This window comes from Ferdinandcohnia sp. FSL W7-1320 (assembly GCF_038050315.1).
GTDB classification, from domain to species: domain Bacteria; phylum Bacillota; class Bacilli; order Bacillales; family Bacillaceae_L; genus Ferdinandcohnia; species Ferdinandcohnia aciditolerans.
This window is the reverse complement of the sequence record NZ_JBBPAM010000001.1, coordinates 4,282,501-4,305,039: the sequence shown is the minus strand read 5'-3', so window position 1 is coordinate 4,305,039 and position 22,539 is coordinate 4,282,501. Positions and strand designations below refer to the sequence as shown.

The 22,539-nt window shown below is 39.5% G+C and carries 18 protein-coding genes and 2 rRNA genes (1 of these 20 only partly in view); 17 read left to right on the top strand and 3 right to left on the bottom strand.

Annotation, left to right across the window (positions count from 1 at the left end; translation table 11 throughout):
• The first annotated feature begins 11 nt into the window (after positions 1-11).
• Both nikC and NST91_RS21010 read left to right on the top strand, forming a co-directional pair.
• Positions 12-902 (top strand): nickel transporter permease, encoded by an 891-nt coding sequence (gene nikC, locus NST91_RS21015; RefSeq protein ID WP_099364780.1) that lies wholly within the window; start codon positions 12-14, stop codon positions 900-902.
• Between the two features lie 161 nt (positions 903-1,063).
• The gene (locus tag NST91_RS21010) at positions 1,064-2,632 is read left to right on the top strand and encodes an IS1182 family transposase (protein ID WP_341329892.1); all 1,569 of its coding nucleotides are present in this window, start codon (positions 1,064-1,066) and stop codon (positions 2,630-2,632) included.
• A 102-nt stretch (positions 2,633-2,734) separates the two neighbouring features.
• Here NST91_RS21010 and NST91_RS21005 read toward each other — a convergent pair whose 3' ends face one another.
• A complete protein-coding gene (locus NST91_RS21005) occupies positions 2,735-3,811 on the bottom strand; it encodes an FUSC family protein (RefSeq protein WP_341332689.1) in 1,077 nt (358 codons plus the stop codon).
• 624 nt (positions 3,812-4,435) lie between these two features.
• A complete protein-coding gene (locus NST91_RS21000; protein ID WP_341332688.1) occupies positions 4,436-5,722 on the bottom strand; it encodes a glutamate-1-semialdehyde 2,1-aminomutase in 1,287 nt (428 codons plus the stop codon).
• Positions 5,723-5,863: 141 nt separating this feature from the next.
• Here NST91_RS21000 and bcp point away from each other — a divergent pair, with 141 nt between their 5' ends.
• The 12 genes from bcp (at position 5,864) to perR (ending at position 16,991) form a co-directional block, all read left to right on the top strand.
• Complete coding sequence (gene bcp, locus NST91_RS20995; RefSeq protein ID WP_121448899.1) at positions 5,864-6,334, top strand: thioredoxin-dependent thiol peroxidase; 471 nt, start codon at positions 5,864-5,866, stop codon at positions 6,332-6,334.
• 235 nt (positions 6,335-6,569) lie between these two features.
• Positions 6,570-7,523: an ABC transporter permease gene (locus NST91_RS20990; protein WP_341332687.1), complete on the top strand. Its 954-nt coding sequence runs from the start codon at positions 6,570-6,572 to the stop codon at positions 7,521-7,523.
• Complete coding sequence (locus NST91_RS20985; RefSeq protein WP_341332686.1) at positions 7,513-8,463, top strand: iron chelate uptake ABC transporter family permease subunit; 951 nt, start codon at positions 7,513-7,515, stop codon at positions 8,461-8,463. Before NST91_RS20990 ends, NST91_RS20985 begins: the two co-directional genes overlap by 11 nt.
• A complete protein-coding gene (locus tag NST91_RS20980; RefSeq protein ID WP_304217830.1) occupies positions 8,463-9,230 on the top strand; it encodes an iron ABC transporter ATP-binding protein in 768 nt (255 codons plus the stop codon). The genes NST91_RS20985 and NST91_RS20980 overlap by 1 nt, the downstream gene beginning before the upstream one ends.
• Positions 9,231-9,457: 227 nt before the next feature.
• Positions 9,458-10,480 (top strand): siderophore ABC transporter substrate-binding protein, encoded by a 1,023-nt coding sequence (locus NST91_RS20975; RefSeq protein ID WP_341332685.1) that lies wholly within the window; start codon positions 9,458-9,460, stop codon positions 10,478-10,480.
• Positions 10,481-10,994: 514 nt separating this feature from the next.
• Positions 10,995-11,705: a response regulator transcription factor gene (locus NST91_RS20970; RefSeq protein WP_341332684.1), complete on the top strand. Its 711-nt coding sequence runs from the start codon at positions 10,995-10,997 to the stop codon at positions 11,703-11,705.
• A 29-nt stretch (positions 11,706-11,734) separates the two neighbouring features.
• Positions 11,735-12,955: a sensor histidine kinase gene (locus NST91_RS20965; protein WP_341332683.1), complete on the top strand. Its 1,221-nt coding sequence runs from the start codon at positions 11,735-11,737 to the stop codon at positions 12,953-12,955.
• A 120-nt stretch (positions 12,956-13,075) separates the two neighbouring features.
• Positions 13,076-13,792 carry an ABC transporter ATP-binding protein gene (locus NST91_RS20960; protein ID WP_341332682.1) on the top strand — a complete coding sequence of 239 codons (717 nt, stop codon included), beginning with the start codon at positions 13,076-13,078 and terminating at the stop codon, positions 13,790-13,792.
• 189 nt (positions 13,793-13,981) lie between these two features.
• Positions 13,982-14,722: an ABC transporter permease gene (locus tag NST91_RS20955; protein WP_341332681.1), complete on the top strand. Its 741-nt coding sequence runs from the start codon at positions 13,982-13,984 to the stop codon at positions 14,720-14,722.
• Between the two features lie 184 nt (positions 14,723-14,906).
• Entirely contained in the window at positions 14,907-15,863 is a 957-nt protein-coding gene (locus NST91_RS20950; RefSeq protein WP_341332680.1) for a D-2-hydroxyacid dehydrogenase, read from the top strand.
• Position 15,864: 1 nt separating this feature from the next.
• On the top strand, positions 15,865-16,413 hold the full coding sequence (locus tag NST91_RS20945; protein ID WP_341332679.1) for a cob(I)yrinic acid a,c-diamide adenosyltransferase: 549 nt from the start codon (positions 15,865-15,867) through the stop codon (positions 16,411-16,413).
• Between the two features lie 134 nt (positions 16,414-16,547).
• A complete protein-coding gene (perR, locus tag NST91_RS20940; protein ID WP_099352786.1) occupies positions 16,548-16,991 on the top strand; it encodes a peroxide-responsive transcriptional repressor PerR in 444 nt (147 codons plus the stop codon).
• A 148-nt stretch (positions 16,992-17,139) separates the two neighbouring features.
• Here the strand turns inward: perR and NST91_RS20935 are convergent, their stop codons facing one another.
• On the bottom strand, positions 17,140-17,505 hold the full coding sequence (locus tag NST91_RS20935) for a YgzB family protein (protein ID WP_341332678.1): 366 nt from the start codon (positions 17,503-17,505) through the stop codon (positions 17,140-17,142).
• 141 nt (positions 17,506-17,646) lie between these two features.
• Between NST91_RS20935 and NST91_RS20930 the strand changes: the two genes are divergently transcribed.
• The 3 genes from NST91_RS20930 to NST91_RS20920 form a co-directional block, all read left to right on the top strand.
• Positions 17,647-18,516 carry a nucleotidyltransferase-like protein gene (locus NST91_RS20930; RefSeq protein WP_341332677.1) on the top strand — a complete coding sequence of 290 codons (870 nt, stop codon included), beginning with the start codon at positions 17,647-17,649 and terminating at the stop codon, positions 18,514-18,516.
• Between the two features lie 289 nt (positions 18,517-18,805).
• Positions 18,806-20,357, top strand: a 16S ribosomal RNA gene (locus NST91_RS20925).
• 383 nt (positions 20,358-20,740) lie between these two features.
• Positions 20,741-22,539: ribosomal RNA gene (locus NST91_RS20920) — 23S ribosomal RNA — on the top strand; it runs 1,133 nt beyond the window's last position.
• The 16S and 23S rRNA genes sit together here, the layout of an rRNA operon.

Sequence of the window (22,539 nt, the reverse complement as noted above, 5' to 3'; positions counted from 1 at the left end):
GGGGTGATTAGATGACAGAGTTAGCTCAAACGGATATGTCGATGAAAAATAATGATGGTGTTATTTCTCCATGGAAGGAAGCGTGGAGAAGCTTTCGTAAAAATAAATTAGCAATTGTAGGAACTTGTATTGTTTTCTTTTTTATCATACTTGCCATTTTTGCACCACTCATTGCGCCTCAAGGAATCGATGAGAAAAATCTGGCAAATCGACTTCAACCGCCTTCCAGTGATCACTGGCTCGGAACAGATGATTTTGGAAGGGACATCTTATCAAGAATCATTTATGGGGCAAGAATCTCATTACGGGTGGGTTTCTTTGCTGTTATGGGCTCCGCGATCGTGGGAAGTTTACTTGGAATCCTAGCAGGATATTATGGTCGTTGGGTAGATAACCTGATTAGTCGAATGTTTGATATATTGCTAGCTTTTCCAAGTATCTTACTCGCTTTAGCTATTGTTGCAATCCTAGGGCCTTCACTTCGAAATGCATTGATTGCTATTGCAATCATCAATGTACCGAACTTTGGAAGGTTGATTCGATCGAGGGTGTTAAGTGTAAAGGAAGAGGAATATATAACCGCCGCCCGGGCTGTTGGGATGAAGGACCGGAGAATTTTATTTCATCATATTCTACCGAACAGTATGGCGCCAATCATCGTCCAGGCATCATTGGCGATTGCGACTGCTATTATTGAAGCAGCAGCACTCGGATTTTTAGGAATGGGAGCTCAGCCACCAAATCCAGAATGGGGTAAAATGCTTGCTGATTCAAAGAATTACTTAACGCAGGCTCCGTGGACAATGATTTTTCCAGGGATTGCAATCATGCTGACGGTGCTTGGATTTAATTTAATGGGGGATGGGCTGAGGGACGCATTAGACCCGAAGATGAAACAATAAAAAAGGGGCTGGGACAAAACCCTCCTCTGAACTGAAAAAGCCTGTGAATTTTTACTATGAGTAAAATTTCACAGGCTTTGATTATTTTTAAATAAAAAATAAGGACATTCTTTGTTAAAATTAAGTTACCACACAAAATCCAAACAGAAAGAAGTGTCCTTATGTTTAAAGATTATAACATGAATCAATTAATTTTGCCTTTAGATTTAGAAGTAAAATTACAAAATAATGATATTGCCTTCCATGTCCATCATTTAGTTGAAAGTATCCCGCAAGAAGCATTCGAACCATTTCTTCGAAATGAGGGTTGTCCTGCTTATCATCCACGCATGATGCTTAAAATTATCTTGTGTGCCTACTCGCAATCTGTCTTCTCTGGACGCAAAATCGAAGCCCTATTAAAAGATAGTATCCGTATGATGTGGTTAGCTCAAGGGTATGAACCAAGCTACCGCACAATCAACCGATTCCGTGTTCAATCAGAAGTGAAAGATTTAATTCGCAAATGTTTCGTCCAATTCCGTTGCCAATTAGTTGAAGAAAAACTTATTGATCAAGAAGCTATTTTTATTGATGGTACAAAGATTGAAGCGAATGCGAATAAATTTACGTTCGTTTGGAAGAAATCCATTGAGAAATATAGTGAAAGCTTAATTGAAAAGTCAAACCAGCTATACAACGAGCTACTTAAGAACGAAATCATACCTGAAATTGAACGCGAAAACACCGAACAGTTATCGTTGGAAGAGCTCACTCAATTGGTTCAAAAAGTAGACGAAGTCGTAACCGAGTATGATAAACAAATTGAAGTTACATCAGATGTTTCAGAACGAAAAGCTTTAAGAAGCGAACGCAAATATCCGAAACAAGTACGTAAGCAATTGATTGATTTTGTCTTACGTAAACAGAAATACCAAGAAGACTTAGAAATCTTTGGCACACGTAATAGCTATTCTAAAACGGATCCTGATGCGACATTTATGCGAATGAAAGAAGATTATATGAGAAATGGACAGTTGAAAGCTGGTTACAATGTACAAATCGCAACGGAAGGTCAATACACTCTTGCTTATAGTTTGTTTTCTAATCCAACAGATACACGTACGTTAATTCCATTTCTAGATGAAATCGAGCAGCATTATTTCGAGTTACCGAAACACATTGTCGCAGATGCAGGTTATGGTAGTGAACAAAACTATAATGATATCCTTTCCAATAGAAAACGAGAAGCGCTTATCACTTATAACCTGTATTTGAAGGAACAAAACAAAAAGTTTAAACAAAACATATTTAACCCTGACAATTGGCAGTATGATGAAGAAACAGATACATATACATGCCCTAATCATAAACGTCTTGAGTTTCAATATCATTCTATTCGCACTGACCGTACAGGCTTTGAACGGAAGTTCAAAATCTATGAGTGCGAAGACTGTTCGGGATGCCCATTCCGCTTATCATGTACAAAAGCCAAAGAAGGTAACAATCGAAAACTAATGGTGAATGAAAAGTGGGAACAGCAAAAAGAATACGTAAGAGCGAAGCTTTCAGAAGAGAAAACGAGTGCCCTCTATCGAAAACGCAAAATCGATGTGGAACCAGTTTTTGGATTCTTGAAAGCTAATTTGCGTTTCTCCCGATTTTCTGTTCGAGGAAAATCGAAGGTGGAGAACGAAATGGGTCTAGCTTTAATGGCAGTGAATTTAAGAAAATTCACTGCCAACAACTAAGGTAATAGGAGAATTTACACGAAAAATAGAAAAAGGTGAGTTTGAGCGTGCTCAAACTCACCTTTTTCATTATTCGAAGCTAGTTAATGTCCCAGCCTCTTTTTACTCTTTATTCGCTTCTTCCACGATAACTTCATTGTGAAAACTTTGAAAGCTATCTACCAATGTATCCAATCTTTCAAGCTGTTCAGAGTATTCAAAGATGGTCGATGCAAGTGTCATCAGGTGATACCATGCCTCTTCATCTTCTTCATTCGCTGGCTTTTGTTGATTAAACAAGGTATCAATGATCTTTTTTCGATCAAATGCAAAATCCTGCTTTAGCTCTTCTGGGGCCAGAACCTTTACCTTACCAACAAATTTTAATAATATTTGCTCGTGAAAATGAAGAAGATCATCAATTTCTTTTACAAAAAATTGCTGAAACGGAATCGGCAAATCGTGTAGTTCATTTTCATGCTTATGGAGCTTTTTTAGTGTGTCTAATGCTCGGTTTGTACAAACAATCATTTGTCGAAACAAAACAAGCTTTCTAGACTTTTCGTATTCTACCTTTTTAAAATAATTCCGTTCCTCTTTATATAGGAGAAATAGCTGATCAATTTGTATGATGTTTTCTTTAATTTTGTCGATATCATCTTTTAACGTATTATATTCGGATGCATGCCTTGTACTAACTCGCACCCATTTAAAGATTTCCTCGCATTGCTCGACAATGGCATCATATAGTTTTTTCTCATATTTAGGTGGGAGAAAAACAAGGTTGACTAAAAACGCGGACAAAATTCCCAATAAGATTGCAAGAAAGCGAAGACTTGCAAACTCAATAAATTGTTCACTAGGACTTTCCATGATAGCGATGACGGTTACGATTGCGACTGAGATCGTCTTCTCCATCTTAAACCTCAGGTTAATCGCGATAACAAGAACAACAGTTAGTCCAATGATAAATGCATTATTGCCAAAGTACATTCCAAACATAACTGCAAAGAACGCACCGATCACGTTGGCTTGAACCTGTTCAATCACAGTTAAGTAAGAACGGTATATCGAAGGTTGAATCGCAAAAACAGCAGCAATCCCAGCAAATACCGGGGAAGGTAATTCAAGAAGCTTTGCTAACATTAACGCAAGGGTAATGGCTATTCCCGTTTTTAACATGCGGGCACCAAATTTCATTTATACGAATCCTTTCTATAAAAAAGCTGTTTCCTTATCTACGTGTTCAAAAAGGAGGATAAAAAGGACCTCGTCGGCGATAGCGCCACGTCCTGTGGCGACGCCGACACTAGCACATCCTGTGCGTCGAAAGTTCAAGGCGGTGTAGCTCCCGAGTAGTGGCACGTATGTGTTTGATACGTGAGCATAAGGAATATTACTTCCTTGATTCCACATCGCACGCTGGAAAAGTGGTTTTCTTTTCCAAGGAACGCAAAAGCAAGCCAACGAAGAAATTCGATGCGTCATTTTTACCGGACTTTTTGAACATCATCTTATATTTAGCTTTTTTTCCATAATCTAAACCAATACAGTATCATACAATGATTTTATGCTTATAGCAAGAGAAACATGTCCTAGTCGAGGCCCGTTGTAATTTGGTATTTTGTTGAATGTACAAAGTTTTTTCTCTTCTATTGCGGAAATTTAAAATATGGCCGATAAAATTAAAATACGGCTATTAGCTTTAGTTTTTTGGCTAATAAATCAAAAATACGGCTAATAATAAAAATTTATGGACAATAGCATAAAATAAAGCTAGAAATCAAAAAAAACCTGCCCCACGGCAGGTTTCCAATAAACACCTTATAAATTCTTGAACGCATATTCAACTGCTTTTAATGTCTCAATTATATCTTCTTCGGTATGAGCAATCGTTAAGAACCATGCTTCATATTTTGAAGGGGCAAGATTGATGCCTTGGCTAAGCATTAATTTAAAGAAACGACCAAACATTTCGCCGTCTGTATTTTCTGCCTGCTCATAGTTTTCAACTTTTTCATTCGTAAAGAAAATCGTCAATGCGCCTTTTAATCGGTTAATTGTAATTGGAACATTGTAGGTAGATGCATGCTGTAAAATTCCTTCTTCAAGGATTGCACCGAGTCGATCTAATTTCTCATACAATCCTTCTTCCTGAAGCACTTCTAAACAAGCGATTCCTGATAGCATGGATGCTGGATTGCCAGCCATCGTTCCTGCTTGATATGCTGGCCCAAGTGGAGCTACCTGTTCCATAATTTCTTTTTTACCGCCATATGCGCCTATTGGAAGTCCGCCACCAATGATTTTTCCTAACGCTGTTAAATCTGGTGTAATGCCTAATAGATTCTGAGCGCCTCCATACATAAAACGGAAAGCTGTAATGACCTCATCAAAAATAACGAGTGCACCTGCTTCATGAGAAAGCTCAAGTACTTGTTCTAAAAATCCTTCTTTAGGCTCGACAATTCCAAAGTTCCCTACAATTGGCTCAACAAGTACTCCGGCAATTTCCGAACCCCATTTAGCAAGGGCTTCTTTAAATGGTTCAATATCATTGAAAGGAACCGTGATTACTTCTTGTGCAATGCTCTTTGGGACACCAGCAGAATCTGGGGTTCCTAATGTGGAAGGGCCAGAACCAGCTGCTACAAGCACAAGGTCAGAATGTCCGTGATAGCAACCTGCAAATTTAATGATCTTTGTTCTATTTGTATACGCGCGTGCCACACGGATTGTTGTCATAACTGCTTCCGTACCGGAGTTTACAAAACGTACTTTATCCATCCCTGGAATAGCTTCCTTTAGCATTTTTGCAAACTTTACTTCATGTGGAGTCGGTGTTCCGTAAAGCACACCCGTTTCAGCAGCTTTTGTAATGGCTTCGGTAATATGAGGATGGGCATGACCTGTAATAATTGGACCATAAGCAGCCAAATAATCTATGTATTTATTCCCATCTACATCCCAAAAGTAAGCACCCTTTGCACGTTCCATCGCCGCGGGTGCACCGCCGCCCACTGCCTTATATGAACGTGACGGACTATTTACACCACCAACGATGTGCTCCAATGCTTCACTATATAACTCTTCTGATTTTGAAAAATTCATTTATGTCCTTCCTCCTAGCTTTGAAATCAACTATTCTATTTTAGCACGAATACCTTTAAAACAAATACCGTCCTGATTATTTGTATATCTTCTATAAATTATGTACCCTATTCTTAATAGGAAAAACAGGAGGTAATCGAAATGACAATTGAAGTTGGACAAAAGGCGCCTGAATTTACAGCAACAGCGAGTAACGGAGAAACAGTTTCATTAGCAGATTTTAAAGGAAAGAATGTATTGCTATATTTTTATCCAAAAGATATGACACCAGGTTGTACAACAGAGGCTTGTGATTTTAGGGATGCGCACGAAAGCTTTGGTGGGCTTGATACTGTAATTCTTGGGGTAAGCACTGACTCACTTGAGCGACATAAAAAATTCATTGATAAATATGATCTTCCATTTCTTTTATTGGTAGATGAGGATCATGAAGTAGCAGAGAAATATGGAGTTTGGAAGCTGAAGAAAAACTTCGGCAAGGAGTACATGGGAATCGAACGTTCCACATTCGTCATTGATAAAGAAGGAAATCTTGTAAAAGAATGGCGGAAAGTTTCCGTCAAAGGCCATGTCGAAGAAGCTCTTACATATATCAAAGAACACCTGAATTAATTTGTGAAAGTTTTGTGAAAATAATAAGAATTAAGTTGGGGACATTCATCGATGTATCGACTTAAACTGTAGTGAGAATAACAGTTCGAATGTTTACGGGTGGCGAATGAGGAGCCACCCGTATTCCTATTTCAAGGTTGATTTTACAATTTTCATTACTTATAATGAAATTATTAGTAATGATAATCGTTTTCATTTATCACACTAAGAATACACATGTTATGAGGATTTACAAATGAGACTATGGATGTTAATCATTATTGGCATTGTCCTGTCTTTCATTTCGCTATTTATTGGGGCTATTGATATTACACCGATGGACCTGCTTGATTGGGAATCTGATGAGACGCAGATATTCTTAATAAGCCGTGTTCCTCGTTTAATGGCGATAATCCTAGCTGGAGCAGGAATGAGTATTGCAGGTTTAATTATGCAAAGTTTAAGCAGAAACAAGTTCGTATCTCCAACAACTGCAGGTACATTAGATGCAGCAAAGCTTGGGATCTTAATATCAATGCTATTCTTTACAAATGTAACTTACACACAACAGATTATTTTTAGTTTTGCATTTGCTCTAGTAGGTACATTTATCTTCATGCAAATTCTAGACAAGATTAAATTTAAAGATGCTATTTTTGTCCCGTTAATCGGGATTATGTACGGAAATATCTTATCATCAATCGCGACGTTCTTTGCATATGAAGCAGACCTTATTCAGAACATTTCGTCCTGGTTAATGGGAAGCTTCACATTAATAATTGCAGGACGTTACGAGCTTCTATATATAGCAGTCCCAACGATTATATTAGCGTATATATTTGCTAATAAGTTTACCGTTGCTGGTATGGGTGAGGATTTTGCGAAGAATTTAGGATTGAGCTATAAGGTAGTATTAAATATCGGCCTTATCCTAGTAGCGATTATTTCAACAACTGTTGTTTTAACGGTTGGGGTCATTCCATTTTTAGGATTAATTGTACCGAATATCGTTTCACTTTATTTAGGGGATAATTTACGAAAAACAATTCCTCATACAGCAGCATTAGGAGTTGTGTTTCTATTAATCTGTGATATTTTAGGTAGAGTCATAGTCCATCCTTACGAGATTCCAGTCAATGTAACAGTTGCAGTAATCGGCAGTGCGATCTTCTTAATTATGTTATTTAGGGGGAGAGCATATGCGAAATAGTACTAAATTGATTCTCTTAGCTGTCATCGCAATCGTATGTATTTTATTATATGGGTTTTATGATTTAAAAGGTGGATTTGATTACGCATTTCCTAAACGAATGATCCGTGTTTCTGCAATGGTTGTTACAGGAATTGCAATTGCATACTCAACCGTTGTATTCCAAACAATTACGCAAAACCGGATTCTAACACCTTCAGTTATGGGACTCGACTCAATGTATGAAGTCGTTCAAACCTTAATCTATTTCTTTGCGGGCTCCATGTCGATTTGGGTATTAAATAAGTATTTAAACTTTGGCGCTGCGATATTAGCAATGGTATTATTTGCACTAATTTTATATCGCTTCCTATTCAGGTCTGATAAACATCCAATCTATCTACTGTTATTAATAGGAATGATAATAGGAACTCTTTTGGGAAGTCTCGTGACATTTTTACAAGTCATGATTGACCCAGTTGAATATTTAGCATTACAAAATCGCTTATTTGCTACCTTTACAAATGTGAAGGCAGAACTGTTATATATCGCGATTGGTATCTTATTAATCGCCTTTATTTACGGATATTTAATCATGGATAAATTAGATGTCATGTCCCTTGGTCGTGAAAACGCAATGAACTTGGGTGTGAATTATGACAAGATGGTCATGAATATATTAATTCTATCATCTGTGTTAATTGCAACGGCAACTGCGTTGGTTGGCCCGATAACATTTTTCGGTTTAATCGTAGCAAACCTTGCATATCAATACTTAGTCACATATAAGCACTCCATTTTAATATTAGGAGCAAGCTTAATGGGGATTATTGCCCTTGTAGGTGGCCAATTCCTGGTTGAACATATTTTTGAACTACGTACGACATTAAGTGTCATCATTAACTTTGTTGGTGGTATTTACTTCATTTACTTACTATTAAGAGAAAGTAGGTCAGCATGATGATTGAAATCAAAGGATTATCCAAGTATTTTGGTAAGAAGCCAGTTGTCGAGGATGTAACCATAACAATTGAACCAGGTACGATTACATCGTTTATCGGGCCGAATGGTGCTGGTAAATCCACGCTTCTTTCGATGGTAAGTCGTTTATTAGATGCTGATACTGGGGAAGTTTTACTAGATAAAAATAATGTACAGAAGTGGAAATCTTCTGAGTTTGCACAACGTGTTTCGATTTTGAAACAATCGAATTATTTAAATGTACGATTAACAATCCGTGAGCTAGTTGCATTTGGTCGCTATCCTTATTCAAAGGGGCGCCTTACAGATGTGGACGAAAAATTCATTGATCAAGCTCTCGAATATATGAACCTAGTTGATATCCAAGATAAATTCTTAGATGAATTATCAGGTGGACAAAGACAACGTGCATTTATCGCAATGGTAATTGCTCAGGATACGGACTATGTACTGCTTGATGAACCATTAAATAACCTTGATATGAAGCACTCTGTTCAAATAATGAAGATCCTACGTAAGCTTGTTGATGAGCTTGGCAAAACAGTTGTTATTGTCTTGCATGATATCAATTTCGCATCAGTATATTCAGACCGAATCGTTGCATTGAAAGATGGCAAGCTTGTTAAAAATGGACCTACACATGAAATCATTAATTCCGACGCCTTACGTGAAATTTACGATATGGATATCCCAATTCAAGAGCAAAATGGCTGTCGGATCTGTGTTTACTTCAATTCACATGCATAAAACCTAGAGAATCAATTCTCTGGGTCTTTTTTATAAATGAGAGTTCAAGTGGCAATAAAGTACATGTGAATGCGGAAAAATAGGAATAAAAATATTCAAAAAAAATTTAATGATTTAGTATTGACGGAAGTTTTGTAAGCATCTATAATGAGAATTGTTATCAATGATAATGATTCTCATTTTTAGTAAGAAAATTACATATTGTTTAAATAAGGAGAGGAATCAAAATGAAGAAATGGAAATTTGCAAGTGCAATCTTAGCTCTAACTGTAGCGCTTACAGCTTGTGGCAATGACGATGAGGCTACAAAGGAAAAAACAAATGAGACTGACGTAGCAGGAGAACAAACAACGAATGAAGCTACAGGTCAATACCCAATGACCATTTCACCAACAATTGCTTCAACTGACACTGAAGAAGCGGGTACAATAAATTTTGAAGATGTAACATTTGAATCAATGCCAGAAAAGATTGTTGTATTTGATTATGGTTTCCTAGATACACTAGATACTCTTGGTGTTGAAGGAGTTGTAGGGGTTCCACAAGATTCTAGTTTGCCAGAAAACCTTGAAGAGTACGCGGGCGATGATTATGTGAATGTTGGGACATTAAAAGAACCATTACTTGAAGATATCGCTGAAATCGGTCCAGATGCGATTTTCATTTCTGGCCGTCAATCTCCATTCTATGAGGAACTAAGTGAAATCGCACCTGTAGTGTTCGTTGGAACTTCACAAGATGACTACTGGAACACATTTTTAGCTTCAGTAGATGTAGCAGCGAAAATGTTTGATAAAGAAGATGAAGCAAAAGAGCACATTGCAAAAATTGATTCTGCAATCGAAGAAGTTAAGGCGTTATCTGGCAACTATGAGACTTCTTTAGTGACAATGTACAATGAAGGTAAATTATCTGGTTTCGCAGAAAACTCTCGCTTTGGTTATATCTATGATATTTATGGGTTCAAGCCAGTAACAAATAATATCGAATCTTCTTCTCATGGATCGAACTTCGGTTTTGAAGCAATTCTTGAATTTGATCCCGAAGTCTTATTCGTAATCGACCGTACCGCTGCGGTAGGTGATCAATCTAATATCGACAAAGATATGGAAAACAAAATCATTCAGAAAACGAAAGCTTATCAAAACAAACGAATCGTGTATCTAGATGGCGTACTTTGGTACCTAAGCGGTGGCGGTTTACAATCTGAACTTGCAAAAATCGAAGAAATTTTAGCTGAGTTAAAATAATTTACAATAAGGCTGTCCAGAAAGTCAGTGGAAAAACTGATGATCTGGGCGGCTTTTTTTATTGGGATGGATATTAGATATGACGTTTTCCAGTGTTTAACAAAGGTAATGCCATATCGTATGTTTATTGTATAAGATTTTACAGAGATATCCAAAAGTGATGCCATATCGTGTGCTTTTGACATGGTACTTTCAAAAAAGTTCCAAATGTCAATGGATAAAGGGGGTTAGCGGTACAAGCAAGAGTGAAAAATGTCTGAGCATGTAAGGCAAGAAAGGTTTAGCGGTACATGCTAGTGAGAGAACAAGTTTAGCATGTTCGTTAACAACGGTCTTGTGGTACATGCTAGACCGATAATAGGTAGAGTATGCCCCGCAAGTATAGGTCAGCGGCACAACGAAACCTAAAGCATGTCCTACAAGCACAACTTCCATAAAAAAATACACCAAGATTCCATTGAGTTTGTTATACTGAAGATAAAAATGGAATTGTATGGAAGAAAGGGGCATGCAGATGAATCGGACTATACTAATTGTGGATGACCAGCCTGAGATAGTTGAGCTTCTAGGTCTTTATTTAGAAAAAGAGAGTTATAGAATTCTTGAAGCCTTTAACGGGCGAGAAGCACTTCAAATCATAGAGCGGGAAAGTATTGATTTAATGCTTGTCGACCTAATGATGCCCAATATTAACGGCTATCAGCTAATAAAGAAAGTAAGACAGAATTTGCACATTCCTATCATCATCATTTCTGCAAAAAACGAGGATAACGATAAAATTCTAGGTCTCGGCCTTGGAGCAGATGATTTCATTCCGAAGCCATTTAATCCATTAGAGGTGATTGCTCGAGTACAGGCTCAGCTAAGAAGAAGCTATAGTTATAAACAGGAGTCTACACCCCAATCTGAAAGCCTACTTATAAAGGTGGGAGATATCGTCTTAGATGAGAGCACCTATTCTGCTAGGAAGGATGACGTGACAATTCCACTTACAAAAATTGAATATCGAATCTTGGAGTTATTAATGAGTTCACCTGGTAGGGTGTATACAAAACAACAAATCTTTGAACGAGCATGGAATGATTATTACATGGGTGGGGAAGAAGACAATACGATTAACGTTCATATATCAAAGCTAAGAGAAAAGCTTGAGGAAAATCCCAAAAAACCAAACTATATAAAAACGATAAGAGGCCTTGGGTATAAATTTGTGAGCAAAAAGTAGAAGTATATGAAACTAAGAGGAAGAGATATATGAAAAAATTAATCTATCGGGTCTTTCCAGAACAAGAAGGAGTAATCCCGTATTTATACATTGCAAACCTGGTTTTCCCACTTTACTTTTTATTTCAGGAATCACAAGGGAAACTATTACTGGGTCTATTGCTAGTGACAGTCTTTGTTTTAGCTTATCGACAGGTGTATTGGAACCCTCAGCACACACTTCCACTTATGTTTATTCAGATGTCAATCATTCTATTATTTGGTTTTGCGTATAACCCATTGTATATTTACATGATATTCATTATTGTGTATCAGATGGTTCGTCTACCAATGCAAATGCTCTACGTCCTTTGTGGCCTCTTCACAATTTTTGGTCTGTTCCTAATCTATCAGGTTGTCCTTTCAGGAGAATATTCCGCCATTCTTAACTTTGGCCCACCTTTGTTTGGTGGTAGCATCCTCCCATTTATCATGAAAGGTTCGATAAAGTATAAGGAAATGAGCGAAAACTTGAAACGAACTGCGGAAGAGCTTGAACAAAAGAATCGAGAAAAAACAAGATTGGAAGAGAGTAAAAAGCAAATGCTTGCAGATATTTCACATGATTTAAAAACTCCTATCACCACCATTCAAGGGTATTCCAAGGTGTTGTATGAAGGGCTTGTAAAAGACGAGGAACAAACGAAGAAGTACTTAAGGTACATCTATGAGAAATCAATTCGTGTAACGTCATTAATCGATGAGCTTTTTATGTTCTCAAAATTAGATAGTCCTGATGTTCCTATTCAAAAAGAGAAAAAAGATATTTGTGAATTTTACCGCGGAGTCATTGCTGAGCATTATGATATTTTTGAGGAAAAGGACATGGAGCTAGAGATCGATATACCAAATGAAAAAATAATGCACGCATTTGATCAAAAGCTGTTAAACAGGGCGTTGTCGAACCTTCTGCAAAATATTAATAAATATAATCCTGAGGAAACAAAAGTTTTTCTCAAATTAACTAAGAATGAAGAAAAAATAATAATTGAAATAGGTGACGATGGTATCGGCATCAGAGAAGATATCGCCCGAACAGTATTCGATCCTTTCGTAAGAGGCGATAAAAGCAGAATGAACGACGAAGGCTCAGGACTTGGCCTTGCCATCACAAAGAAAATCATTGAACTACATAACGGAAACATCCGTGTGGACACAACACCAAAACAAGGAAAAACCAATTTTATAACCGAACTCCCACTAAAAGTATAGCCCAGGCTATACTTTTTTCAATTTTAATCAAGATATAAGACTCACTTAAGGTTGAGTTAAGGTTCGCTGACTAAGATAAAAGTAACAAAACAAAGGGAAAGCAAAAGGGAGGACCTTACGATGTATCAATCTGTTATTGAGCTTACAAATATATCGAAAAGTTATGGTGATGTGAAAGCTGTTGACGGTATCAGCCTACAAGTCAAAAAAGGAGAAGTGCTCGGAATCATCGGTGCGAATGGAGCGGGAAAATCAACCACTCTTGAAATTATGATGGGAATTCGAAGACCTGATGCAGGAACTGTTAAAGTTCTAGGGATGAATGTTGAAGAAGCATCAAATGAAATCAAACAAAAAATCGGTATCCAGCTTCAACAAACAGCCCTATACGATCGAATCAAAGTGAAAGAAGCACTTAAATTATTTAGTTCCTATTATGATAAAACACGAAACTTACAGGAAATCATCGAAGCACTGGGACTCAAACCTTATCTAAACAAATATGTTAAAAATCTGTCAGGGGGCTGGCAGCAGCGTACATCGCTTGCATTAGCGCTAGTAAATGATCCAGACATTATCTTTCTCGACGAACCTACGACAGGATTAGACCCACAAGCAAGACGTGATCTCTGGACCTGCATCAACCAATATCGTGACGAAGGAAAAACAATACTCTTATCAACACATTACATGGATGAAGCGCAAAAGCACTGTGACCGAATCGCCATTATTAAAAAGGGAAAGCTTGTTGCCTGTGACAAACCACAGAACTTAATCGATTCATATCTGCAAGGAGCAGGGACTATGGAAGATGTTTACTTAAAATATGCAGTTTAACTTTATTCAGCAAGAGTCCTTATTTTCTAAGTGGGAGAATCAAATCAGAAGTGGTTCGAACCTTGACTGAATAAAGTTATGCCTCCGGCGGATGCCACAGATTTTCAAAGGTGATTTTTCTAGCGAGCTCGAAAAAATCTGGGCGCAAATACGCCAAGGCGCATTTGATTTAATAAGGAGGAAAAACAAATGCAATCAATTATTACACATACACAAATGGAATTAAGATTATTTTTTCGTGAAACACTAGCTTTATTGTTTACTTTTATTGTCCCTGCCGTCAGCTTTGTCGTTTTTGGGTTAATGTTTGAATCAAACTCATACGAGGGACTTAATTACTTCCAAGCGTACATTCCAAGTATGATTGCCATCATTATTTTTACAACAGCCTTTTTCTCAATGGGGCTGCAAATCGTAATAGACCGTGAAAAAGGTGTTTACAAACGTTTAAAAGGAACACCAATCAATCAAAATGCTATCTTTACTGCAACCATTTTAAAAGGCTTTATCGCGATCTGCGTTGGCGCAATTGAAATCCTTTTGATCGCAAAATTTGGTTTTGGTTCTGAACTAACTGCACATCCATTTGAATTTTTTGTAGCTTTAACATTTAGCGCGATTACATTTTTCTCCATCGGTTTTATCGTTTCAAGCATCACAAAGAGGATGCAAACTGCACTAGGCGTTGCCATGATTGCGATGTACCCAATGATGTTTTTATCAGGTGCAACAATTCCGTTAGAAACTTACCCAGAGATTCTTCAAAAGATTGCTGCCATCGTACCGCTTACCTATGTAGTTAATGTCTTAAGAGATGGCTGGAATGGAACACTGTTTTCTTCAGGTACATTGCTTGACATCGGAATCTTATTTGGAATTCTAATTGTATCAACGATCATCGGTTTAAAATACTTCAAATGGACGGACTAATAGAGTGCCTATTTTTCACAGATTGTGTCAAACGTCTATACACATTCAGTTTAACGACGTATCTTATTAGTGTAGGGCATACCTCCTCAGATGTTAGCGAATTTTGTGCGAGAGAAATCTCGCACCTTTTTTTGTTTTACTTCTTTTAGAAAGTTGATACTATAGTAGGTAAGGAGGCGTAATTATGCGAATTTTATCAACATTTATTCCAATTGAAGAAGTAACAGAAAAAATGAAAAAGGCGTTTCCCGATGAAGAATTTATCTATTGTGAGGATATAGAAGAGGCTTTACCGGAACTACATAAAGCAGATATTTTACTTACATACGGGGAGGACTTAAACTCCGAACATATTGAAATGGCCAAAAATCTAAAATGGATTATGGTGATATCAGCAGGATTAGAACTAATGCCTTTTAAAGCGATTAAGGAAAAAGGGCTTCTTGTTACAAACGTACGGGGAATTCACAAAATCCCAATGTCTGAATACACACTTTCGATGATGCTGCATGTCACAAAGAAAAATAAAAAAATCGTTGAGCAGCAAAAAGACAAAAGCTGGGATCGCCTGACGAATTTCCCGGTAGGAGAGTTACATGGAAAAACACTGGGCATCCTGGGAGTGGGTGCGATTGGCGGTGAAATAGCTCGATTAGCCAAAGCTTTTCATATGAAGGTCATCGGATTAAATCGCAGCGGGAACAAGCATGAATTTGTTGATGAAATGGTTCAATATGATGGACTTAATTACGTATGTGAAAATGTTGATTATCTTGTTTCAGTCCTACCGAGTACGGATGAAACTAAATACATTTTTACTGATAGTCATTTTGATTTAATGAAAAAAGACGCAGTTTTCATTAATATTGGTCGTGGCGATTTAGTGAAAGACGAAGTCATATTACGAGCGGTTCAATCAAATAAGATTTCACACGCAGTATTGGATGTGTTTGAAGAAGAACCACTACCAAGCAATCATCCTTTTTGGACACTTGAAAATGTGACAGTTACCCCACATATTTCGAGTAAATCAAAATTTTATCAACCACGATCATTTGATATCTTTGAACAAAACCTACATATTTTTAAGCAAGGCGGCAGTGAGTTTATCAATAAAATTGACTTAGACCGGGGGTATTAGTATGAAAATCTATACTAAAACAGGGGATAAAGGCACTACCTCATTAGTGTATGGACAGCGAGTTTCAAAAAGTGACTCACGTGTTGAGGCATACGGAACTTGTGATGAAGCGAACTCTATGATTGGATTAGGATTAAGTCACCTGCACTATACTAAATTTGAAGGCAAAGAGGAAGTTGAGGCAATCTTTAAAAAGGTTCAAACGACCTTGTTTCACGTCGGTGCCGAACTTGCAACTCCTGCAGGGAAAGAAGTTAAATGGAAAGTTTCCGATAAGGATATTTCCCTTTTAGAGACAACAATCGATAAATGGGATGCACAAATTCCTCCACTTACAAACTTTGTATTACCGGGTGGTAGCCAAGCAGGGGCTTCCTTCCATGTTGCTAGAACTATCGTAAGAAGAGCTGAAAGAAAAGCTGTTGCAGTCGGAGACCAGGTAAATCCATTAGTTACATCTTACTTAAATCGACTTTCTGATTTTCTTTTTGTTGCGGCTCGCTACGTTAACCATAGGCTTGGGCAGGGTGAACCAACCCTTCATCAGTGAATTATTCTAAAAAAGAATCGTAATTCAATCGGATTAGTCATATAGTAATGGTAGATATGTTGACAAAAGCGGTCGGAGCGAGATACACTAATTATAAGGATTATAAAGTAATAATGTTTACTAGAAAGAGGTGCATGGCGGTGTCAGACAATCACTTGAAAGAAGCGCTTGATACGTTGAAAGAAACCGGGGTTCGAATCACTCCGCAACGTCATGCGATACTAGAGTATTTAATTAATTCAATGAGTCACCCGACTGCAGATGATATTTATAAAGCACTTGAAGGAAAGTTTCCAAACATGAGCGTTGCAACCGTGTATAACAATCTTCGTGTTTTTAAAGAAGTAGGCTTAGTAAAAGAATTACCTTACGGAGATTCATCAAGCCGTTTCGATTTTATCACTACTCAGCATTATCATGTGATTTGCGAAGAATGTGGTAAAATTGTGGACTTCCATTACCCAGGATTGGATGAAGTGGAAGCACTGGCTGCACATGTAACAGGCTTTAAAGTTAGTCATCATCGAATGGAAATTTACGGCTCATGTCAAGAATGTCAAAAAAAGTGCGCTCATTAAAAAAGCTGACGAGGAAATCCTGTCAGCTTTTTTCTATTTTGTCTAGGTCAAGGCGCCATCGCCTCGAGTCATAAGCCAATCGCTTCGGAAGGTAAAATGCACCTTCTGTCAGCGCTTGTCTTATGCTGTCGTCGATAAGCAGCGCCTTTCACTTTTCTACTTTGTTGTATTTTTTACTATTGTATTTTTCATCAAACTCTTTTCCTTCAAGGTTTGGATCAAGTGTTAGTGGTTCCTTACAATACATACACACGTCCACGCGACCTAGCATTTTAGTTTGCTTCTGACAAGAAGGACAAGTTACCTGAATGGTTCGAGTCGAAAGCAATCCAATCCAGAAATAAACAACAGTACTTGCTAAAATAAAAAGTAGACCAAGAATCATAAAGATTGTCATTACGATAACATTTTCTTTAAAGAAGATTCCCCCGTACATGACAATAAATCCAACGAAAATCAAAGCGAGAGCAAAAGAACGAATTTTATTAATTTTACTTGAATATTTTACACCCATGTTTCATCCAACCTCCTTCATATACTATACAATATAAAAAAGAAAGATAAAAATAAAAAAAAGATTCTGCATAAGATGTGAAGGTTTTATTTTTTAGACGTCGAAATATATACCCAACGGATTTGATTGGAGGAAATCAAAATGGAGGATTTACTTCGCCCCCTTTATCAGGAAAGAGCAAGCCAACCTAGTACATTAGGGATCATTCTAATTGAAAAGGGGAAGGCTGCTTTTACTTATACCGATTATTTTGACATAGCCTTACTCGTTATTGTTAAAGAGCATGAGAAAAATATGTTTATTAAACATTATAATTACGACAATAGAAAAGCATCTTTATATACTGTAAAAGAAAGTCAAATAAAAGAATGGTTTCTATTAGGATCTAATCGAAAAATTGTAAACTGGCTCTTAAACGGAAAAGTACTATTTGATCGGAATGAATACATCATTAATTTAAGAAACAAGCTACATGAATTTCCCACAGAAGAAAGACAGATAAAAATGGGTATGGAATTTGCAAAACTAATTCGTCGCTATCAGGATGGAAAAGCATTTTTTAATGCAAAGCAATATTTAGATGCATATAACTATGTCATTCATGCGCTCCATCATTTAGCTAGACTAGCAATCTTCGAAAATGGCTTTCATCCTGAAGTCACAGTCTGGAATCAAGTGAAACAAATTGATCCCCAAATTTATAAGCTGTATATTGAACTTTTGGAAAGTGAGGAATCACTTGAAAAGCGACTAGAGCTTTTATTCTTGGCTAGCGAATTTCTCATACATTCAAGGGCAAAACGTGGAGCATGTCATATCATAAATGTTCTATCTAAAAGGGATGACGCTTGGACTTACGGTGAAATAATGGAGCTTCCCGAACTTAAAGTGTACTCAGTGGATCTTGAGGTTTATCTAGAATTCCTTGTAGAAAAACACTTTATAAATGTAGAAAAGCTCGAAACAAAAGGGAAAGGAATTTTCCATAGAACTTATCATGTTAATAAGTAAAACCACTAACTCCTTCATATATTTGAAGGGGTTTTTATTATTTTAATAAAATATTTCGTTTTGGAGTTGACGGATGGTTGAACCGCATGTTATATTATATTTCGCCGCTGAAAAACAAACATCAGCTGGCAAAAAGATTTAAAAAATATTATTGACATTAATAAATCACCATGATATATTAATAAAGTCGCTTCTGAGCGGCGGGTCAAAAAAGTTCTTTGAAAACTGAACACAATACAAGCGTCAACGTTTAATTCTTAAGTAACAAACTATTGAGCAATCAATACTCTTCTTGGAGAGTTTGATCCTGGCTCAGGATGAACGCTGGCGGCGTGCCTAATACATGCAAGTCGAGCGAACCTTTGGGAGCTTGCTCCCAAAGGTTAGCGGCGGACGGGTGAGTAACACGTGGGCAACCTGCCTATAAGACTGGGATAACTTCGGGAAACCGGAGCTAATACCGGATAACATATGAGACCACATGGTCTCATATTAAAAGATGGCTTTTAGCTATCACTTATAGATGGGCCCGCGGCGCATTAGCTAGTTGGTGAGGTAATGGCTCACCAAGGCGACGATGCGTAGCCGACCTGAGAGGGTGATCGGCCACACTGGGACTGAGACACGGCCCAGACTCCTACGGGAGGCAGCAGTAGGGAATCTTCCGCAATGGACGAAAGTCTGACGGAGCAACGCCGCGTGAGCGAAGAAGGTCTTCGGATCGTAAAGCTCTGTTGTTAGGGAAGAACAAGTACCGTTCGAATAGGGCGGTACCTTGACGGTACCTAACCAGAAAGCCACGGCTAACTACGTGCCAGCAGCCGCGGTAATACGTAGGTGGCAAGCGTTATCCGGAATTATTGGGCGTAAAGCGCGCGCAGGCGGTCCTTTAAGTCTGATGTGAAAGCCCACGGCTCAACCGTGGAGGGTCATTGGAAACTGGGGGACTTGAGTGCAGAAGAGGAGAGCGGAATTCCACGTGTAGCGGTGAAATGCGTAGAGATGTGGAGGAACACCAGTGGCGAAGGCGGCTCTCTGGTCTGTAACTGACGCTGAGGCGCGAAAGCGTGGGGAGCGAACAGGATTAGATACCCTGGTAGTCCACGCCGTAAACGATGAGTGCTAAGTGTTAGAGGGTTTCCGCCCTTTAGTGCTGCAGCAAACGCATTAAGCACTCCGCCTGGGGAGTACGGTCGCAAGACTGAAACTCAAAGGAATTGACGGGGGCCCGCACAAGCGGTGGAGCATGTGGTTTAATTCGAAGCAACGCGAAGAACCTTACCAGGTCTTGACATCCCGTGACAACTCTAGAGATAGGGCTTTCCCCTTCGGGGGACACGGTGACAGGTGGTGCATGGTTGTCGTCAGCTCGTGTCGTGAGATGTTGGGTTAAGTCCCGCAACGAGCGCAACCCTTGATCTTAGTTGCCAGCATTCAGTTGGGCACTCTAAGGTGACTGCCGGTGACAAACCGGAGGAAGGTGGGGATGACGTCAAATCATCATGCCCCTTATGACCTGGGCTACACACGTGCTACAATGGATGGTACAAAGGGCAGCGAAACCGCGAGGTTAAGCCAATCCCATAAAACCATTCTCAGTTCGGATTGCAGGCTGCAACTCGCCTGCATGAAGCCGGAATCGCTAGTAATCGCGGATCAGCATGCCGCGGTGAATACGTTCCCGGGCCTTGTACACACCGCCCGTCACACCACGAGAGTTTGTAACACCCGAAGTCGGTGGGGTAACCGCAAGGAGCCAGCCGCCTAAGGTGGGACAGATGATTGGGGTGAAGTCGTAACAAGGTAGCCGTATCGGAAGGTGCGGCTGGATCACCTCCTTTCTAAGGAAACTGAAGTTCTACGAACTTCATAAAAAGACGCTTTGTATTGTGGTCAGTTTTGAGAGTGCTTTTTTGTGCTTTCAATATTGCACTTGCGTCTGCTAGGTTAATCGAAGATGATTGATTCCTCAGCGCAAAGCTGCATGAAGATTACTCACTGATGTTTAATCACGATGTGATTGAAGTCAGTAGCTTCGTTCCTTGAAAACTAGATAACGTAACAAAACATTCATTGAAGTAGTAAAAGTTCTTATAACTTTAGGCGCATGAGAAGCGAGAAGTTCAAGGAACCGATTGAGGAAGCACCGGAACGTACTTAAAGGTACGTGAGGATGCTGACGAATGAGGTGACGAAGAAATTCGAAGCTTATCAAAGCCGAATAGGTTAAGTTATGAAGGGCGCACGGTGGATGCCTTGGCACTAGGAGCCGATGAAGGACGGTACTAACACCGATATGCTTCGGGGAGCTGTAAGTAAGCATTGATCCGAAGATTTCCGAATGGGGAAACCCACTGCTCGTAATGGGGCAGTATCCTTACCTGAATACATAGGGTAAGAGAAGGTAGACCCGGGGAACTGAAACATCTTAGTACCCGGAGGAAGAGAAAGCAAACGCGATTTCCTGAGTAGCGGCGAGCGAAACGGAAGATAGCCCAAACCAAGAGGCTTGCCTCTTGGGGTTGTAGGACACTCTATACGGAGTTACAAAAGAGCGAAGTAGACGAAGCGACCTGGAAAGGTCCGTCAGAGAAGGTAACAACCCTGTAGTCGAAACTTCGTTCTCTCTTGAGTGGATCCTGAGTACGGCGGGACACGAGAAATCCCGTCGGAAGCTGGGAGGACCATCTCCCAAGGCTAAATACTCCCTAGTGACCGATAGTGAACCAGTACCGTGAGGGAAAGGTGAAAAGCACCCCGGGAGGGGAGTGAAATAGAACCTGAAACCGTGTGCCTACAAGTAGTCAAAGCACATTTATGTGTGATGGCGTGCCTTTTGTAGAATGAACCGGCGAGTTACGATCCCGTGCAAGGTTAAGTTGAAGAGACGGAGCCGCAGCGAAAGCGAGTCTGAATAGGGCGAAATAGTACGTGGTCGTAGACCCGAAACCAGGTGATCTACCCATGTCCAGGGTGAAGTTCAGGTAACACTGAATGGAGGCCCGAACCCACGCACGTTGAAAAGTGCGGGGATGAGGTGTGGGTAGCGGAGAAATTCCAATCGAACTTGGAGATAGCTGGTTCTCTCCGAAATAGCTTTAGGGCTAGCCTCGAGTATAGAGTCTTGGAGGTAGAGCACTGATTGGACTAGGGGCCCTCATCGGGTTACCGAATTCAGTCAAACTCCGAATGCCAAAGACTTGATTCTCGGGAGTCAGACTGCGAGTGATAAGATCCGTAGTCAAGAGGGAAACAGCCCAGACCACCAGCTAAGGTCCCAAAGTATACGTTAAGTGGAAAAGGATGTGGAGTTGCTTAGACAACCAGGATGTTGGCTTAGAAGCAGCCACCATTTAAAGAGTGCGTAATAGCTCACTGGTCGAGTGACTCTGCGCCGAAAATGTACCGGGGCTAAACGTATCACCGAAGCTGTGGATTGTTCTTACGAACAATGGTAGGAGAGCGTTCTAAGTGCCGTGAAGTCAGACCGTGAGGACTGGTGGAGCGCTTAGAAGTGAGAATGCCGGTATGAGTAGCGAAAGATGGGTGAGAATCCCATCCACCGAATGCCTAAGGTTTCCTGAGGAAGGCTCGTCCGCTCAGGGTTAGTCGGGACCTAAGCCGAGGCTGAAAAGCGTAGGCGATGGACAACAGGTTGATATTCCTGTACCACCTCTTTACCGTTTGAGCGATGGAGGGACGCAGGAGGATAGGGTAAGCGCACTGTTGGATATGTGCGTCCAAGCAGTTAGACTGGTAAGTAGGCAAATCCGCTTACCGTAAGGTTGAGCTGTGATGGCGAGGGAAATATAGTACCGAAGTTCCTGATTCCACACTGCCAAGAAAAGCTTCTAGCGAGGTAAATGGTGCCCGTACCGCAAACCGACACAGGTAGGCGAGGAGAGAATCCTAAGGTGATCGAGAGAACTCTCGTTAAGGAACTCGGCAAAATGACCCCGTAACTTCGGGAGAAGGGGTGCTTTTTAGGGTGAATAGCCCTGAAGAGCCGCAGTGAATAGGCCC

What these genes read in the sequence shown, in the direction of transcription:
- nikC (WP_099364780.1), top strand. Translation starts at nt 12, where the DNA reads ATGACAGAGTTAGCTCAAACGGATATGTCGATGAAAAATAATGATGGT.
- NST91_RS21010 (WP_341329892.1), top strand. Translation starts at nt 1,064, where the DNA reads ATGTTTAAAGATTATAACATGAATCAATTAATTTTGCCTTTAGATTTA.
- NST91_RS21005 (WP_341332689.1), bottom strand. Translation starts at nt 3,811, where the DNA reads ATGAAATTTGGTGCCCGCATGTTAAAAACGGGAATAGCCATTACCCTT.
- NST91_RS21000 (WP_341332688.1), bottom strand. Translation starts at nt 5,722, where the DNA reads ATGAATTTTTCAAAATCAGAAGAGTTATATAGTGAAGCATTGGAGCAC.
- bcp (WP_121448899.1), top strand. Translation starts at nt 5,864, where the DNA reads ATGACAATTGAAGTTGGACAAAAGGCGCCTGAATTTACAGCAACAGCG.
- NST91_RS20990 (WP_341332687.1), top strand. Translation starts at nt 6,570, where the DNA reads ATGAGACTATGGATGTTAATCATTATTGGCATTGTCCTGTCTTTCATT.
- NST91_RS20985 (WP_341332686.1), top strand. Translation starts at nt 7,513, where the DNA reads ATGCGAAATAGTACTAAATTGATTCTCTTAGCTGTCATCGCAATCGTA.
- NST91_RS20980 (WP_304217830.1), top strand. Translation starts at nt 8,463, where the DNA reads ATGATTGAAATCAAAGGATTATCCAAGTATTTTGGTAAGAAGCCAGTT.
- NST91_RS20975 (WP_341332685.1), top strand. Translation starts at nt 9,458, where the DNA reads ATGAAGAAATGGAAATTTGCAAGTGCAATCTTAGCTCTAACTGTAGCG.
- NST91_RS20970 (WP_341332684.1), top strand. Translation starts at nt 10,995, where the DNA reads ATGAATCGGACTATACTAATTGTGGATGACCAGCCTGAGATAGTTGAG.
- NST91_RS20965 (WP_341332683.1), top strand. Translation starts at nt 11,735, where the DNA reads ATGAAAAAATTAATCTATCGGGTCTTTCCAGAACAAGAAGGAGTAATC.
- NST91_RS20960 (WP_341332682.1), top strand. Translation starts at nt 13,076, where the DNA reads ATGTATCAATCTGTTATTGAGCTTACAAATATATCGAAAAGTTATGGT.
- NST91_RS20955 (WP_341332681.1), top strand. Translation starts at nt 13,982, where the DNA reads ATGCAATCAATTATTACACATACACAAATGGAATTAAGATTATTTTTT.
- NST91_RS20950 (WP_341332680.1), top strand. Translation starts at nt 14,907, where the DNA reads ATGCGAATTTTATCAACATTTATTCCAATTGAAGAAGTAACAGAAAAA.
- NST91_RS20945 (WP_341332679.1), top strand. Translation starts at nt 15,865, where the DNA reads ATGAAAATCTATACTAAAACAGGGGATAAAGGCACTACCTCATTAGTG.
- perR (WP_099352786.1), top strand. Translation starts at nt 16,548, where the DNA reads ATGGCGGTGTCAGACAATCACTTGAAAGAAGCGCTTGATACGTTGAAA.
- NST91_RS20935 (WP_341332678.1), bottom strand. Translation starts at nt 17,505, where the DNA reads ATGGGTGTAAAATATTCAAGTAAAATTAATAAAATTCGTTCTTTTGCT.
- NST91_RS20930 (WP_341332677.1), top strand. Translation starts at nt 17,647, where the DNA reads ATGGAGGATTTACTTCGCCCCCTTTATCAGGAAAGAGCAAGCCAACCT.